The organism is Rubripirellula reticaptiva (assembly GCF_007860175.1).
Taxonomy (GTDB): Bacteria; Planctomycetota; Planctomycetia; order Pirellulales; family Pirellulaceae; genus Rubripirellula; species Rubripirellula reticaptiva.
The window spans coordinates 952073-968895 of the sequence record NZ_SJPX01000002.1; the positions used below are offsets into that span (position 1 = coordinate 952073).

The window sequence follows — 16823 nt, forward strand, 5'->3', positions numbered from 1 at the left end:
GTTTATGGATAAGAAAAAACAATCACCGGCGAATCCCGTTTCGCCGAATGACGAAACCATTGGAATGGACGCCGACGAACGCGTCCCATCCGAAGTTGGTGCGGAAAGGGTTGCGCCGGTCGCAAAATCCGACTCGAAACCCGACGCGGATGACCTTGATGCGACCGTGACACTAGAAAGCACGGTCAACATCGCCCCGCCGGATCCCGTGATTGACAATCAAATTGACAAGACCGTTGCGTTTGGCAATTCAGGATCCGTCGATCAAACGGTGGCCGACATCAGTTCGAACAAGACGGTGGTCTATCGCGGCGAAGGCAAACCACAGCCCGAATCCGACGATCAATCGACCCAATCTCAATTGACCCAATCCACGGTCGGTGCATTTGATTCGGTCAACGACGCGACGATTGCAATCAAGGGTTCGTTAACACTTTCGAGTCCCAAAATCGACGCGACGGTAAACCCGCGTGAACTGTCTGACGAAGAGGCAAAACTGTGGAACACAGTCGTTGGCAACGGTGAAGACCAAGCCAGTTTCGGCAAGAACAGCGCAAATCGCAGCATCGATTCGCCAGCGATCGACCGGACGTTCTCGGATCGGCATTTTGAACGCTTGCGTCGCAGTGCCATCGCGGAAGCACATAGCGATCCGAACTTGCCGTCGGACTATCGACTCAATCGCAAGCTTGGTCAGGGGGGGATGGGCGACGTCTATTTGGCCCGTCAACGGTCGCTTGACCGACTGCTAGCGTTGAAGGTCATCAAACCGCTGGACAAGAAGCGCCGCGAGCAATTGCTAAAATCCGGTCGACTTGAAAAAGTCGAAGAAGAACGGCAGATGCAGTTCCTTGCCGAAGCGATCATCACTGGCGACTTGGACCACCCCAATATCGTCCCAATCCACGATGTCGCCGTGACCGACGATGGCGGACTGTTCTATTCGATGAAACGAGTCGACGGGACGCCGTGGTCGGATCGTTTGAAGGAAATGTCGCAGCCCGAGAACTTGGAAGTTCTGCTGCGAGTTTGCGATGCGATTGGCTTTGCGCACACTCGGAACGTTGTTCACCGTGACATCAAACCCGAAAACATCATGCTGGGTGACTTTGGTGTGGTCATGGTGATGGACTGGGGACTGGCGCTGCCAACGACCGACTACGATAAAGAAAAACAGACCTCGATCATTTCGACATCTGGACTTGGCGGCACGCCGTCGTTCATGGCGCCGGAAATGGCGACCGGTCCGCTGGAACGGATTGGACCAACCGCCGACATCTATTTGCTGGGCGCGACCCTGTTCATGATCGTGACGGGACACGCGCCCCACCACGCACGTAACGTTTCAGAGTGCTTGAAAGTCGTTCGCACAAACGCAATTCGAGCGGTCGATGACAAATACAAGGGCGAATTGCTTGATATCGCGTTTAAAGCGATGGCGACCAAGCCCTCGGACCGCTATCAAACGGTTGGCGAGTTTCAAAACGCAATCCGTCAATACATTGCGCACGACCAAAGCATCGGACAAACCAACCGCGCGTTTGCGTTGCTCGCGCATGGGAAACAGTCGCGGTCGCTGGCCGATTTCCATCGCGCAAGCCAAGGCTTTGAAGAAGCCATCAAGTCATGGAACGGCAACGAGCGTGCTCGCCAAGGATTGGCCGAAACGACGATCGCTCACGCCGAAATGGCGTACGAACTCGGCGAGTACGAGTCGGGAATTGGGTTGCTCGACGAAAACGATCCAGACCACAGCGAACTGCTAGAGAAACTGATCAAGGCCCGCGACGAACGTGAATCGCGAGTCGGGCGTCTGCAACTGCTCAGAAAATTGACTGCTGCGATGTTGGCTTTCATTTTGATCGGTGGCAGTGTGGCAATCTTCATGATCGACCGGCAACGTGCGCTAGCGAATGATTCAGCAAATCACGCTAAAAGGCAGCAGGGCATCGCTGAGGAGCAGACACGAGTCGCAGAAGAGGAAAAAAAACACGCCCAAGAGCAACGCGAATTTGCGACCGAACAACGAAAGCGAGCGGAAGCAGCGGCCGCAGAAGCTACGATCGCTGCGGAGAGCGAAAAATTGGCTCGGCAGAAGGAAGCGATCGCGAGAGAAATAGCAGAAAAAGCGACCATTGCCGCAAACTTGAGTGCCAAGAAAGAGAGGATTGCTGCTGAGCAAGCCGCCGAAGCGCGAGATAACGAAGCCAGCGCGAGGCAAGATGCCGAACGTGATCGGCAATTGGCACGATACGAAGAGTACGTGTCAAAGATCGGACTCGCCAAAGCACGTCTGGAAACCAACGACGGTAAAGGAGCTCGCAAAATCCTCGAGGAGCTTAAGTCTTCTCCTCGATCCAACGGATGGGAATGGCGATGGTTGTGGCAACAGGCCAACCAATCGCAATCCGAATTACAAATGGATGCACCGGTGATTGACCTTTCCCTTTTCCGTCGTGGCAGGCGAGGTGTGGTCGCAACGTCGTCCGGTGTCGTTTCATTGGTCCAGTTCGCGGTCGACGGCAAGATCGTCGACAAGTACGACGTCGTAACAAGTCGAATGCAATCGAAACAGCCCACTGCGGTTGCCATTGCAGGTGATGAATCCAGTGTGGCGGTCGGGACTCAGTCAGGTGACATCGTTATCTTGTCATCCGACGGCGACCGGGTGCTGCAAGCCCATGCAAAAACCATTACCGATCTTCAATACACACGCGACGGCCGTTTAGTCAGCAGTTCGCTGGACCGAACCGTTCGGGTTTGGAACGCATCCACCGGCCGCGAGTTGACAGCCGATCGAGCGTTATGGCATTGGTCGCCGGTGCGTCAAATTGCCGTTGCCGGGACTGGCGATACGCTGACAATCGCGGCCGCGACCGCAGACGAATCGAGCGGGCGGGTGACTTACTGGGTTGGCCGAAACGGGGCCAACAAGTCCAGTGGATTCGATGCTCAAAAGCGGGGTACTTTTAACCAGCACCCTTCGCCCGTTTCAGCCATTTCGATCACATCCGACGGGCGTTACGTCGCTTCGGGCGACAACGACGGCAATATTTTGATTTGGAACCCCGCCAACCTTGCGCCCATCGATGATGACGGATCCATCAAACAAGCGATAGACGCGGTCGACGGCGACACCAAAACAAAATCATCGAGAGCTGATGCCAAGTCGCCGCAAGAAAACAACCAGGTTCCTTTCGTTCGTTTGGTGGACGCATCGCTGAACACAAACCCTCAGTTTGTTTCAACGGGCGTAGCCGCCAATTTAAAAAACAAGAATTTGCCCGCGCACGGCGACGTAATCCGGTCGCTGCAATTCAGCGATGATGGCAAGACGTTACTGACCGCGTCCGATGACTACACCCTGAAACTTTGGGGCGTTGATCGGCGTGACTTGCGAACGACAATGCGTGGGCATGGCGGATGGGTCGTCGCGGCAGATTTCTTGGACTCGGCCGGCGAAGAAACGGTGTCGGCATCAAACGACGCATCGATCCGAACTTGGAAGCCGTCGAGCTATCATGGTGAATTTGTTGGCCAAACCGTTGCCGATCAGCACGCGGCGCTTGATCGAAACGTTGTGAATCGCGATGCCGAAGCACACGACAAGGAAATTTCGTCAGCTCGGTTTTCGCGTGACGGGTCCATGATTGTGACAGCAAGTCGCGATCACACCGCTCGCATCCTGGAGATCGATCCCGAGACATTGCGATTCAAGAAAACGGTCACTTTGAAATCTGCTGACGATGTGCTGCAAGAGGGAACTTCCTATGTGGCAATGTCAATGGAAATGGATCCCGCGGGTAAGCGATTGTTCATTGGCGGCGCCGACGCAACGCTTCGCATCTGGGACATTCGAACCGGTGTTGAAGTCGACCGAGTTCGTGGAACCGGGCTCAACAATGCGTTCGCGGTTTCCAATGATGGCAAGTTGCTGTTGACCGGATCAAGCTCGCCGACCGCCAAAGCGATTCTGTGGAGCATTGATCCGAGCGGGAAGAATCCAGCGAAACGATTGCAGCGATTTGGCGGCCACGAACAAGCACTGACAGCGATGGCAATCTCACCGGACGGGTCGCAAGTTTTCACCGGTGACCGCGGCGGATACGGGTTGTTGTGGGACGCAAAGTCCGGCAACCCGATCGGACAACCCGTCGAGGACGTACGAGGATTCCGGATCAATGACGTCGAATTCTCACCGGACGGACGGACATTGCTGATTGCCGCCGATGATGAACAACTGACTCAAATCGACGTGCAGACACGCAGTCGCATTGGACGTTTGAATCACGATGGCTTCGTGACACAGCTCGCGATATCGAGTGACGGACGTTCGGCGGTGACGCTGAGCGAACTGTCAACCGAAACCAGCCTGACGACCAAGGCAACGCATTGGAATTTAGACGACGGCGCTCACCGTGTTTTGTCACGTGTGTCAGGTCGACTGGATTCACGAGGTGACGAAAACAATCGCAAACGACCTCGAATCACGTCGGTCCGAATGGATCCGACCGGGGCCGTGATCACGGTGTGCCAAGCCAACGTTAAAGTTTCGAAAGCAAGCACGGGAACCGTCGTTGAAATGTTTGACGGGACAGGGCTTCGCAGCGGCGCCGGCGAGGCGAAGGTGAGTCATCGATTCGAGATTCCTCGTCAACTCGAAGTCTCGGAAGTCGTCATCCCACTGGACCAACATCACCTTTTGACGATGAACCAGAACGCTGGTTTCGAGTGGGACCTGAAAACGGGAAGGCTCGTCAAGAGTTTTCGGTCTCATGCCGAATTGACTCAAGCATGCTTCTCGGGCGACGGCAAATTCGTGGCCACAGCAAGTCGCTCGGTCAAAATCTGGGATGTGGCGACGGGCCGTGCGATGGGCAAACTGGAATCACCTCACTTGGGACCGGTTCGCAGCGTTGCGTTTTCACCGCTGCCGATCGGCGAGATGGACCATGTCATCGCAACGGGCGGGGATGATGGGATGACCCGTCTCTGGAAATGGGACTCGGCGGCACAGTCGATCACGCCACTGCAGACTCTAGGCAAGAGCAACATCGCACGCATTCGGCGAGTTGCGTTTTCACTGGACGCCAAACGGTTGATAGCGGTCGGCGATCGCGGTCACGTTGCAATCTGGGAAATGGGCAAGAAGGAACCAAGGTGGACGTTCGACTCGCCCAAAGTCGGAGACTTCGTATCGGCGGCATTTTCGAGTGATGGCGATTGCGTCGCGACGGGCAGCACGGATCACCAAGCGCGTGTTTGGATGCTTGGCGACGACCATGATTTAGGTCAGCCGGTCGTTCTTAATGGTCACGCCGACGTCATCCGTGACGTGGGCGTGATCGGCAGCGGGCAAACGTTACGTGTGCTGACGGCATCCGATGACGACTCAGCGCGAGTCTGGGATCCGCGCCTGGGATCGCTCGATGCCGACGGAGAGCGAGAGCAGGGACGCGAGATCGTGTCGCTGCGCCGCCACAGCGGTGATGTCACCTCGGTTGACGCTAGCCGCAACGGCCAACTATTGATGACCTCCGGCGATGACGGCAAAGTGATCCTGTGGCCTGCCGAGGCACCGCATATAATCGAGTCCACCAACCTGTTTGACTCGCTTGATGAACTGTGAGCTTTCATGAATCACCGCTGTGCCGAAGAACCGTCGACTCACCTGTCACTGCTCGATCGAGCAAGAGACGGTGACGACGAGGGCTGGCGGATGTTGATTCAAGTGTATGGGCCACTCGTTTACGGCTGGATTCGTCGGTGCGGAGTCCAATCGGCCGACGCCGCCGACGTGATGCAAGAGACTTTCTTGGCCGTATCCAAGGCGCTTGGCCGATTCGATGCCGATCGATGCGATGCGACATTTCGCGGTTGGCTGTGGACGATCGCCAAGCACAAACTTCGCGACCGCCAGCGTGCCGACGCGCGGGTGCCGACGATCCTCGACATTTCCGCGATCGAGTGGTCCATCGTCGATGACGCGGATCCACCGAGCGAATTGGACGATGATGTCGCATCCGTTCGATTACGAATGCTGGAAGTGTTGCGAGCATCAATAGACGCTCGAACTTGGCAGATGTTTTGGCGGACGGCTGTGGACGGCTGCGATCCGGCGACGGTGGCAGATGAAATGAACGTCAGTCGATGGGCCGTCTACAAGGCACGTGCTCGAGTGCTGCAGCGACTAAAAAAAGAATTGTCCGATTTTCAGTCCTGATGTGTCCAATCATTTCGTTGGGTAGTCGGAAACCCGATCATTCTCGCCTGAAAGCCAACGAAATGCTTGCGATCAACACCGGCTGTTTAACGGCCAATGAAATGGCCAATTTGATTGGCGGAAAAATGGAACCGGCCGATTTTGACTCGGCCGCAGAGCACGTCGACGGATGCGAGAGCTGTCAAAAACTGGCCCAGCAACTTGATTTACCTTCGCTGTGTCTCGATGAACCACTTCTACGAGATCCGCAAGGCGTTGCGGTGCAAACTGAATCGGCGTGCCAGTTTGCAATCCACCGACTGCTGGACCGTTCGCACGTGCAAGAGCAAACGGTTCCGCCGATTGACCGACTTGGGCCATATCAAATCCTGCGAGACCTCGGCCAAGGCGGGATGGGGACCGTTTGCCTTGCCCAGCATGATCGTCTGAAACGCCATTGCGCGATCAAGCTGTTACCGCCGTCCCGTGTCAGCCAACCGGGATGGCTCGATCGATTTGAACGCGAAATGGCCGCCGTCGCGTCGCTTGAACATCCGGGGATTGTGCGGGCCAGCGACGCGGGCTGCGAATCGGGCTGGCACTATTTAGTGATGGAATACTTGGACGGACTCGACGTCGGACGTGTCGCCAATCGTGTCGGCAAACTTTCTATCGCGGATGCATGTGAAATCGTCCGTCAAGCCGCGATGGCGCTTGGGCACGTTCATGGTTCGGGGTTAGTGCATCGCGACGTCAAACCGTCCAATTTAATGCTGACTCGCGCCGGCATTGTCAAGCTATTGGATTTAGGGCTGGTTTTACCGGGCGACGATCCGCTCGCGACTGACGACCGCTTAACAACCGTCGGCCATTTGATGGGAACTCTGCCCGCAATGTCGCCCGAACAATTGATCGACAGCCGGCAAGTTGATACGTCGGCCGACGTCTATTCGCTCGGCGCGACTCTGTTTCGTTTGATTGGCGGAAAGTGGCCTTTTGCCAGCGATCGAGGAATCGCGGCGCGAGTACTAGCGATCACCAATCAATCGCCACCCGTCCTGTCGAGTGTTCGCCCGGAAGTGAACGCTAAACTTGATAAGTTTGTTGGCCAAATGCTTGACCGAGATCCACTTCGTCGACCTAGTGCGAATGTCGTGGCGGATCAGATCAGTCAGTGGGCTGCGGAGGCGGATCTAAAAACGTTGATTCGCCACGCCGAACAGATGAATGAACCGGCGAACGTTTCGTTGGCTTCGATGCCCCAACCGAGCCGGAACGAATCGCTGCCGCCGATCGACAACTTATATAAACGGTTCACCGGCGGTTTCTGGCCGCTGGCATGGTTGGCGGTAGGGGCGGTCCTTGCGACCGTGGTGATTCAGATTCAAACCAAACGAGGAACCGTCGTCGTAACGACTGACGGCGACGACACCAAAGTCGAGGTAGTTTCCAATGACGGAGCGATTCCCGGCGAGACAAAAGCCGCTGTTCCCGCGCGTCTTTACCTCGGCAAAGACTTTGATCACTGGATGGACATTTTCCAACGAGAACAACAAATCGAAGCCATCGGGCAAGCCATGCGAGCGATCGAGTTGCTGTCGCGAGATACCGAGCACCGCAGCAAAGCGGCGATGCGAACCTTAGAACTTGCCAACGAGTACGGCACCTATCAGGTCAACGAAAACCCCGATGCTGGCATCCTAGGATATGGCGCCCCTTCACCGACGCCCGAACGATTCATGGGTTACTTGACCGAGGTGTTCTCAAACTACTTTCCGCTGCCGGCGCTCGGCGCGATCGATACCACGCTTGCCGATGGGAATGACAAAGCGAAGGTTGCCACGATATTAGTGCTGAACAAGTACGTCATGGGCGTCTCTCATTCAGCCAATTATCCTGAACGCCAGGAAGCAGCGAAGGAGTTCATCGCCAATTACGTCAAAACAAACGAAGGCAAGAACAGCATCGACCGCTTACTGATGCATTTGGGCGAAGCCGCCGAAGCATTCAAACCCAACAGTCGCGATAGTCTGACGACAGACAACCTGCATGAGTCACCGATCGTTTACGAATCGACATGGGCTCGCCAAGCAGCGTGGGGGACTGCGGTCGAGGTTGTATCCGCGGCCAAAGGAAACGTCGATCCGCCACCATGGATAGCCGGTTACGTGGTTGAGAGAGTTGACCACACGGTCGCGCTGTACCGTGACCGACCGGTCGACCCGAAAAATGGCGAAACGATTTGGGAAACTAGCAATTCCCTTCGCGGCATGATGATGGATGGAACAATTGTTGGTGGAACGGAGCAGGTAGTCCACCCTAACTGGCTGATCGATGGCGAGATTTTGGCGGCGGCGATCGAGATGCGGCGCGAGGGACGCCTGGAATTGCCCACCGAATTTGCCGTCGAGACAATGATGCATCCTGCGCTAGTGTGGTATCCGTGGCCTGATGGGTACGCCAAAGCGATTGAACAACTGACCAAGTTGGATCCGAAAACGCCTCAGTACGTTACCGCACAAGTCGATCGAATTTTGCGAGCAGCCACCACCGAGTACGCTGAAACGCAGCAGTCGAGGACGGTGGGCAGCCTATTTCGAGCTGACCTGTTCGACGTCGTCGGTCCGATCTACGCAAAAAATTTCGCGTCCGCATCGGATGCGAAATCGCGTCTCGAAATCCTTCAGAAGACCAATCAAGATAAAAACGAAACTTTCAAGTTGATGGTTCAGATCCTTAATGAGCGATTAGCGAAAGAGGCTCCGTAGTCTTGACGTGTTCGTGAAGACGCCGCGAAATAGTAACTGCATAAAACGTCTTTAGAAAACCCGCGACGAGACCACCGATGAAGATCCTTTGCTTTAGCGATTTGCACTGCGACCGAGACGCCGCGACGAAACTAGTTTCGCTGGCCGCAGACGTTGACGTCGTGATTGGTGCCGGTGACTTTGCTAATCGCCACAAGGGGCTATCCGACACGCTTGATATATTGTGCCAGATCGATAAACCGGCCGTGCTGGTTCCGGGCAATGGCGAGACCGCAGACGAACTGCGTCAAGCGACCAAGTCGTGGCGATCAGCAACGGTCTTGCATGGGAACGGTTGCGAGATCGACGACGTTTCATACTGGGGCGTGGGTGGCGGGATTCCTGTGACGCCGTTTGGCGACTGGAGCTACGACTTTGACGAAACGCAGGCAGGGGCGCTTTTGTCGGGATGTCCCGATCACGCGATCCTGGTCGTTCATTCGCCACCGATTGATACCGTTGACCACGACAGCAGTGGTCGAATCCGAGGCAGTCAGGCGATTCGAGACACCGTCATGGCCAAAAATCCTCGCCTGGTGGTCTGTGGGCACATCCACAGCGACTGGGGTAACCGAGTCACGCTTGGCCAAACGACGATTCTGAACGCGGGCCCATCGGGAATCGTGATCGACCTAGCCAGTCCTGGGGCAGACGGCTAACTGATTTGATCCAACGCTAGCTCCTCACCAACCCAAACTCGAAATCGCCGGATCATCAGCCCCGGTCTGAAATCAATTTCGATTCGAATCGTGCGTCTTCGTTCGTCTAAATCCGCCGGCAACGGAAACTCGATTCGGCGAGCCAGCGCCAACCAACTGACCGTTGACCAGACCTTTCGATCATCAATCCAAACCCGCTGCAGAAACCACCATCCCGAATAGGTCAAACGGCAAGGCAATGGCAAACCGAGATCGATGACACGGAACAAGAAACTGGATCGAACCAGCCGCACATCGCCACAAACTCCTTTTTCGTCCGCAATGAGTAGGCTGGGCGAAAAAGGGTTTTTGCTCATTGCCGAACGTTCCTGTACACTAGTGTTCATAAATCCAAGTGCCCTGCGCCGTTCCCGACAGGGGGGTGTTTCATTGCCATTAAGCGACTGTAACGGAATTTTAACCTTGAAGTTTGAGCTTTGATCTTAGGCGCGTTGTCGAAGTTGCTGTTAAACGCGGAACTTTTTTAGGATTCAGGAGTCCCAACAACCGGTATTTCTGGAAAATAACCAGTTGCTATCGGCGACTTGATCGCATAGGATCATCGCTAAGGCTTGCCTATCTTTACACAAGTAAATCAAAAGTCCGGGTCGACCCGGCTAGTTGTTTCGTCATCGAGGAATCACCATGAAGCGTTTGTTCGCGACTCTCTCTCTGCTCGCCATCGGGTTCATCGCCGGCACGGCGACCGCACAAGACGACGCAACTGAGCCCCAGATTGTCAACCACTTGACCATGAATCAGTGGGTTCGATCCAGTGAAGCTGGCGAATTGACTGGTCGTGTGTTCATGCCTGGCATCGGTGGCGACGCCGAAGCACTCAAGGGTGTTAGCGTCGCAATGAAAGCTCGCGATGGCAAGGTTTTGCGTGCAACGACGGACGCAAAGGGCATGTTTAAAGTCTCGGGTGTTAAGAGTGGCGTTTACGCCCTGACAGCTCGTGGCGATGATGTTTTTGCTTGCTGTGCAATGCACGTTGTTGACAATTCAGTTTCAGCAAACGTTGAATTGCCGACCGAAGCTGACATCGCAGTTGCCAATGTTGATTACACGACGGTGAATACAGCAATCATTCGCTACATGCCGACCAACGTTCGCGGTGGTGACGCATCGTTCGCTGGTGCTGAACTTGACCAACTGAAGGATCGCATTCGCAGTGAAGACTCCTTCCGAGTCATCCAGACTGACGGTGGCATGAAGGGCCGAATTCACGTTGCCGGTGTTGCGAAGAACTCGCTGACTGATTCGCAATCCACGAACGTATTCCTGTTTAAAAAGGGAATGGAAATCGCCCGCGGCTTGACCGACTCGGCAGGTGCCTTCTCGTTTGCCAACATTGAAGCTGGCAACTACTCGATCATGGCGATTGGTCCAGACGGCATCGGCTTGATCGGCTTCGAACTGGTTGACCGTTCGACGCAACCAGCAACCGCACAAGCGACACTCGCTGCGGACGGAACTCAACTTGTCGGTTTCGGTTTGTTCGGACGGCACCACAACAACCGATGCTGCTGCGAAGAATTCGCGATCCAAGTTGCACCGTGCCCAGAAGTGGTCACCTGTGTCGAGGAAGTCATCGTGCAACCTGCTCCTTTCGTTGAGACGATCGTCGATCAAGGCTGCGGCTGTGGCATCCCCGGTGAAGTGATGGAAGGCGAAGTCGTGATGGACGGTTTCGTTGACCCGATGTCCGGCGGTTACGCTCCCGGATACGGTGGCGGCGGATATAGTGGCGGTGGCGGCGGATATGGTGGCGGTGGTGGATTCGGTGGCGGTGGGTTTGGCGGCCTTGGTGCACTTGCTGGAATTGCCGGCGTTGCAGCAATCGCAGCAACATCGAACGACGACAACAACGCAATCGTTGCACCAGTCGTAACCAGCCCTGCAGCTCCTGCGAACTGATCCGAGCTCGGATTGAATCGGCAAAGACTAATTACTGAAAAGCCGCTGCCCTCTGGGTAGCGGCTTTTTTCGTTTTAAAACGGTCGAGCATTCTCGCGTCCGAACGTCCCGCAAGCCGGCAATTGTCGATTTCGTCAGAAAGGGTAGCCACGCCGGCATAATATCCACGAGTCCGGTTATTTCGGGCTGCAGGTTTCGTAACAGACATTCCTTGGCCTGACCGTGGACTGCCTGCGACGGGACCAAACACTTTCCTGATATGATGACCGCTCGGTGGCGCTCGCCCCGACGAACTGATGACATGATTTGAATGAGCACTCTGGAAACTTCAATGACCAACGACCTAGCGAATAAAGCAGCCCAAGCAAAGGACCGCTTGAACGAGCACACTCTCAAGACCGTCCACTGGCACTTTTCGGATGAAACTGGCAGCCCGTTTTGGCTCGGTAAAAAAGCGGAACTGAACTTTGATCCGTTGAAAGACGTGAAGAGCTTCGACGATCTAAAGAAGTTCCCGCTATTCGAAGACGATTGGTTGCGAGGCGGTCCAGTTCGTCGTTGGGTTCCGAAAGGTCATGCCGGCAAGCCAACCTATGTTTTCGAAACCGGCGGTACGACGGGCGTCCCGAAAAGCCGTGTCGTGATTGAAGACCATTGGAAAGATTACGAACTGTTCAGCGACACGTTGCCCGACAAGCACTTCCCGAAAGGTTCCAATTGGTTGATGTTGGGCCCCAGTGGCCCACGGCGCCTGCGTTTGGCCGTTGAACACTTGGCTCAGTATCGTGACGGGATTTGCTTCTGCATCGACCTGGACCCTCGCTGGGTCGTGAAATTGATCAAGAAAGGATGGATGGAACATCTGGAAGAGTACAAAAAACACTGCATCGACCAAGCCATCACCGTGTTGACCGCAGGTCACGATGTGAAGTGCATGTTCACAACGCCAAAACTGCTCGAATCGCTGAACGAAGGGCTGGAAGAACGCGGTACTTCGCTGCAAGAGATCGGTATCACCGGCATCTTCAGTGGCGGCACCGAATTCACGCCCCAGTGGACTCGGTTCTGTGTTGAAGAGATGCTAGGTGGACCGGCTTCCGAAGGCGGTGTCTTCATGACTCCCACCTATGGCAACACGTTGATGGGATTGGCGTGCAGCAAGCCAATTACGGCAGCCGACGGTTACAAGATCGCTTATTACGCACCCCAGCCACGTGCGGTTACCGAGGTGGTCACGTTCGACGACTACAACACTCCCGTCGGTTACGGCGAAACCGGACGCGTCAAACTTTATACGCTGACAGACGAATTCTTTGTGCCCGGATTTATGGAACGTGACGAAGGTGAACGCGAAGAGCCGTTCGACATGTACCCATGGGACGGTGTTAGTGGCGTACGCCCGTTCCACGAATTGGCCGGCGCAACAACTGTCGGCGTTTATTAACGCGACGCCACGAGACGCTGGTTGTCTCACAACCGGCAAGGGTTTAACCAAGTGTTTGATCGTCATAGGATTTTGCGGTTCTGGCGTAGCGAAGGTCCCCAAGACTTTGTTGCCGTCACGAAGTGATTTCGATCCCTTGACGAGTTCCGCCCATCTGAAAACAAGTTGGGTCAAACACGTTCGATTCCCAATACCATTTCTTGCGACATTAAACGACACCGAGGTGAGTCCCGGCGTCCTCCCATCCAAGTTTCCTCGCAACATATTCCCACCATGATCACCCTAAGTCCGCTCCGCTGGGGCAAACCGTACGAATCGCTCGACTTCACCAATGTGGTTCACTTTGACACAGGCGAACCGATTGCCAAGATCGGCAATGTCGGCGGGGGCATCGTCGGACGCGACATGCGGCAAGCCCATAAAGCGCGCGAGGCGTTGCTGCAACTATCGACCAGCGACCTGATTGAAAAATGCAAGCATGCGGCGACGCTGTTCGAATCGTCCGACTTGAAAGTTGGCGACTCGATGCAGTCGGTTGACCAGTTCGTTCATCAGCAATCGGCCAGCACGGGGCTTCCCGAGCACATGTGCCGATCCAACATGATGAAGAACAGTTTTGTGTTAAGCCATATGGACCAGATCCTTGACTGCCTGACGCGTGGGCTCGATCTGTCGATTTTCTCGCGCGGCTATGGCGAAGAAGGCCGCGGCGTCATCGTTAGCTACCAGGCTCAGACGCCAGTCCTGGGCGCCGTCTTACCCAATAACTCGCCTGGCGTTCATACGCTGTGGCTTCCAGCGATCCCGCTGCAGATCGGATTGGCATTGAAACCAGGATCACAGGAACCTTGGACGCCTTACCGGATGGTTTCGGCATTCATCGAAGCTGGTGTTCCCGCCGAAGCATTCGGACTTTATCCCGGCGGTCACGACAGTGGCGGCGCGATTATGACCAAGACACCGCGTAGCATGATCTTTGGCAGCGCGCAAACGGTTGCGTCCCACGCGGGCAATCCGCGAGTGCAAGCGCACGGCCCGGGCTTCTCGAAGATTCTGATCGGCGACGATGTGGTCGACGACTGGGAAAACTATCTGGACATCATGGTGGAAAGCGTACTGAGTAATTCAGGACGTAGCTGTATCAATTGCAGCGGCATTTGGGCCAGCCGTCACACCAAGGAGATTGCTGCGGCGATCGCAAAGCGAATCGGCCCAGTCAACGTGACACCGCCGAGCGATCCCGAGGCTCAACTGGCGGCGTTTACCGTCAAAGCGATGGCAACTGGAACTTACGCGATGGTCCAACAAGACTTGGCTGAATCTGGCGTCACCGATATGACAGCCGAGTTCGGCGAGAAGCTGATCGAGCGAGACCACTGTGCCTATCTTCGTCCGATGGTTGTCCACGCCGACTCGCCCGATCGCGGCGTCGCGGCCAAGGAGTACATGTTCCCATTTGTAAGCGTCGTCGAATGCCCACAATCGGAAATGATCCGCCGGATTGGGCCAACGCTAGTGGGCACGGTGTTGACCGCCGACCAATCGCTGATCGACGCTGCCGGATCGTGCGTCGAAATCGACCGTATCAACATCGGGCCGATTCCAACGAACCGTCTGAATTGGCTGCAGCCGCACGAGGGCAATCTGATTGATTTCTTGTTCCGGTCGCGTGCTTACCAAACGGCTGATTTAACAGTCAAACCAGCGGTTGAGTAGCGAAAATCTTGACATCGGGCCAGGATCAATCCTGGCCCGATGATCAGCAAGAATCGTGACCGCCGGCCGCCGGGGTAAGATCAAACTGGCGCGAAATAACTGCAGTTTAGGGCCGCGAACGCAGTTGCAAGCTATAGTCGAGAGTTCGGAGATCTCTCACTTGGCCAGCAAACCCGACATGACCGATTCCACCCTTACGACCGGAACTGCGGCAACGCAGGCGGCGGTGCCAATGATGCCCGCTCGCGGTGTTGGTCGGTGGAAAGATCCAGTCCCTGAACCAGCAAGGCTAGAAGATAGCCATGCCGAACAGTCGGTGAAGAACGGCGAATCCAAGGTCGCCGACTCGACTTCTTCGATTCTGCCGTTTCTGGTCAGCACGATCCTGCATACCGTGATGCTGATCGTCCTGGCACTTGTCACTTACCCGATCAAGTACGGAACCGGCGCTAGCCTGATCGCTCGCCAAGGCGAAGCTTCTGTCGTCGTCGAACTTGAAGCCATCGAAGCCAATCCGACCAGCGAAGTTGCCAACGACGGAGCTCTTGCCGAGACGACTGTTACGGTTAGCTTTGCGAAAGCGGATCCAGCCACGATCGCTTCACCGGTTCAATCCGAAGCATCGTCCAGCGACATCGAACCCGCCGAAATTCCAACGAACCTATCCGCGATCACCGGCGGCTTCCCCGCCAAACTCACTCGTTTGCCAGGTGGCGGACTGTCGGGGCGAACCCCCGAAGGGCGAACTCGATTGGGCGAAAAGTACGGTGCGTCGGGGCCAAGCGAGCAAGCCGTCGAAGATGCGTTGCGTTACCTTGCCGCGCACCAGAGAAATGACGGCAGTTGGTCGTTCAATCTTGAACTTGATCCGTGCAATGGTCGATGTCGTCATAATACCGTCGGCGGTAAAGATCCAGCACCTAAAACAGCAGCAACGGGACTGGCGTTATTAGCCTTCCTCGGCGCTGGCCATACTCACACCGGCGATACCGAGTACGCCGACACCGTTCGCAAAGGCATCTATTTCTTACGAAATGCTGCCGCCGAATCTGAAGCCGGGTACGACTGGCAACAAGGCAGCATGTATGGCCACGGGATCGCTTCGATGGCGCTTGGAGAAGCGCTAGCCATGACAGCCGAGAAGGATCGTGAGAAAGAATCCGACCTCTACGATCTGGTCCAGAAGGGTGCCCAATTCACTTGCATCGCTCAGCACCATAGCGGTTCCTGGGGCTATCGCCCGAAACGCCCTGGTGACACGACGGTGACGGGATGGCAAGTGCTGTCATTGATCGCCGCCCGCCGCAGTCACGTGGACTTGCAAACGCACACGCTGCGAAGTGCGAAGCAGTTTCTGCTGTCGACGTGTGGCGAGGTCCCCTATTGGTTTGGCTATCAGGCACCGCCCGGGGAGAAGACAACCACGGCGATCGGCCTGACCATGATGCTTTACTTGGGCGAAGACCTCAGCCACACGCCATTCCAGAAAGCGATGGATGCGATGGCCGATCGTGGGCCGATGCTCAGCAACATCTACCACGACTACTACGCCACCCTTGCACTGCACCACGCTCGCCACGGCGACTGGGACAAGTGGAATACCAAGCTGCGAGACCATTTGGTCGCCACGCAAGAGAAGGACGGCCACGAAAAGGGCAGTTGGCACTTCAAGGAAAGGTGGGGCGATGTGGGCGGACGACTGTACACGACAGCGATGTGTGCGCTGACGCTTGAGGTCTACTATCGCTATCTGCCAATGTACGAAGAGCTCGAAGAGTTCCCACTCGACTGACACTTGAGAGTTGAGAGCACTTTGCTTACGGCAGGACTGATACGCCAGACCGTCTAAGCAGTTGATTTCAAGCTTGTTGCTGGTCAAAAAATCCCGTAAACGTTTATTCAATGTGGCAAGGCTGCGAGCTTGGCCGGAAAGATTGTGTTCCTGTCCGGCCTTGTTTCAGCGAAACCTCATTGAGTAAAGCGTGAAACAGACCTGGCCGTGAAACTCGGCGCCCCAACTAGAGAGAAGTCATCCT

General features: G+C 55.6%; 9 protein-coding genes. 8 read left to right on the forward strand and 1 reads right to left on the reverse strand.

The genetic code is table 11. The features are described 5' to 3' along the window. Positions 1-4 precede the first annotated feature (4 nt). From Poly59_RS09765 to Poly59_RS09780, 4 genes are all read left to right on the forward strand, one after another. Positions 5-5629, forward strand: coding sequence for a protein kinase domain-containing protein (locus Poly59_RS09765; protein ID WP_146533874.1), 5625 nt, complete (start codon positions 5-7; stop codon positions 5627-5629). A 6-nt stretch (positions 5630-5635) separates the two neighbouring features. Beyond that, a complete protein-coding gene (locus Poly59_RS09770) occupies positions 5636-6223 on the forward strand; it encodes an RNA polymerase sigma factor (protein ID WP_146533875.1) in 588 nt (195 codons plus the stop codon). A gap of 62 nt (positions 6224-6285) precedes the next feature. Beyond that, complete coding sequence (locus Poly59_RS09775) at positions 6286-8970, forward strand: serine/threonine protein kinase (protein WP_186776130.1); 2685 nt, start codon at positions 6286-6288, stop codon at positions 8968-8970. A gap of 77 nt (positions 8971-9047) precedes the next feature. After that, positions 9048-9668: a metallophosphoesterase family protein gene (locus tag Poly59_RS09780; RefSeq protein ID WP_146533877.1), complete on the forward strand. Its 621-nt coding sequence runs from the start codon at positions 9048-9050 to the stop codon at positions 9666-9668. Here Poly59_RS09780 and Poly59_RS09785 read toward each other — a convergent pair. After that, on the reverse strand, positions 9665-10024 hold the full coding sequence (locus Poly59_RS09785) for a hypothetical protein (protein ID WP_146533878.1): 360 nt from the start codon (positions 10022-10024) through the stop codon (positions 9665-9667). The genes Poly59_RS09780 and Poly59_RS09785 overlap by 4 nt on opposite strands. Positions 10025-10352: 328 nt before the next feature. Between Poly59_RS09785 and Poly59_RS29320 the strand changes: the two genes are divergently transcribed. The 4 genes from Poly59_RS29320 (at position 10353) to Poly59_RS09805 (ending at position 16579) form a co-directional block, all read left to right on the forward strand. Continuing rightward, on the forward strand, positions 10353-11627 hold the full coding sequence (locus Poly59_RS29320; RefSeq protein ID WP_186776131.1) for a carboxypeptidase regulatory-like domain-containing protein: 1275 nt from the start codon (positions 10353-10355) through the stop codon (positions 11625-11627). Positions 11628-11958: 331 nt separating this feature from the next. Beyond that, positions 11959-13071 (forward strand): phenylacetate--CoA ligase family protein, encoded by a 1113-nt coding sequence (locus Poly59_RS09795; RefSeq protein WP_390621452.1) that lies wholly within the window; start codon positions 11959-11961, stop codon positions 13069-13071. A 273-nt stretch (positions 13072-13344) separates the two neighbouring features. Then, on the forward strand, positions 13345-14787 hold the full coding sequence (locus Poly59_RS09800) for an aldehyde dehydrogenase family protein (RefSeq protein ID WP_146533880.1): 1443 nt from the start codon (positions 13345-13347) through the stop codon (positions 14785-14787). Between the two features lie 178 nt (positions 14788-14965). After that, complete coding sequence (locus Poly59_RS09805; protein WP_146533881.1) at positions 14966-16579, forward strand: prenyltransferase/squalene oxidase repeat-containing protein; 1614 nt, start codon at positions 14966-14968, stop codon at positions 16577-16579. Positions 16580-16823: the final 244 nt, after the last annotated feature.

Bases quoted from the DNA above. Each gene is read 5' to 3' on its own strand.
- Poly59_RS09775 (WP_186776130.1), top strand. From the start codon at position 6,286: ATGCTTGCGATCAACACCGGCTGTTTAACGGCCAATGAAATGGCCAAT.
- Poly59_RS09785 (WP_146533878.1), bottom strand. From the start codon at position 10,024: ATGAGCAAAAACCCTTTTTCGCCCAGCCTACTCATTGCGGACGAAAAA.
- Poly59_RS09795 (WP_390621452.1), top strand. From the start codon at position 11,959: ATGACCAACGACCTAGCGAATAAAGCAGCCCAAGCAAAGGACCGCTTG.
- Poly59_RS09780 (WP_146533877.1), top strand. From the start codon at position 9,048: ATGAAGATCCTTTGCTTTAGCGATTTGCACTGCGACCGAGACGCCGCG.
- Poly59_RS09800 (WP_146533880.1), top strand. From the start codon at position 13,345: ATGATCACCCTAAGTCCGCTCCGCTGGGGCAAACCGTACGAATCGCTC.
- Poly59_RS09770 (WP_146533875.1), top strand. From the start codon at position 5,636: ATGAATCACCGCTGTGCCGAAGAACCGTCGACTCACCTGTCACTGCTC.
- Poly59_RS09765 (WP_146533874.1), top strand. From the start codon at position 5: ATGGATAAGAAAAAACAATCACCGGCGAATCCCGTTTCGCCGAATGAC.
- Poly59_RS29320 (WP_186776131.1), top strand. From the start codon at position 10,353: ATGAAGCGTTTGTTCGCGACTCTCTCTCTGCTCGCCATCGGGTTCATC.
- Poly59_RS09805 (WP_146533881.1), top strand. From the start codon at position 14,966: ATGACCGATTCCACCCTTACGACCGGAACTGCGGCAACGCAGGCGGCG.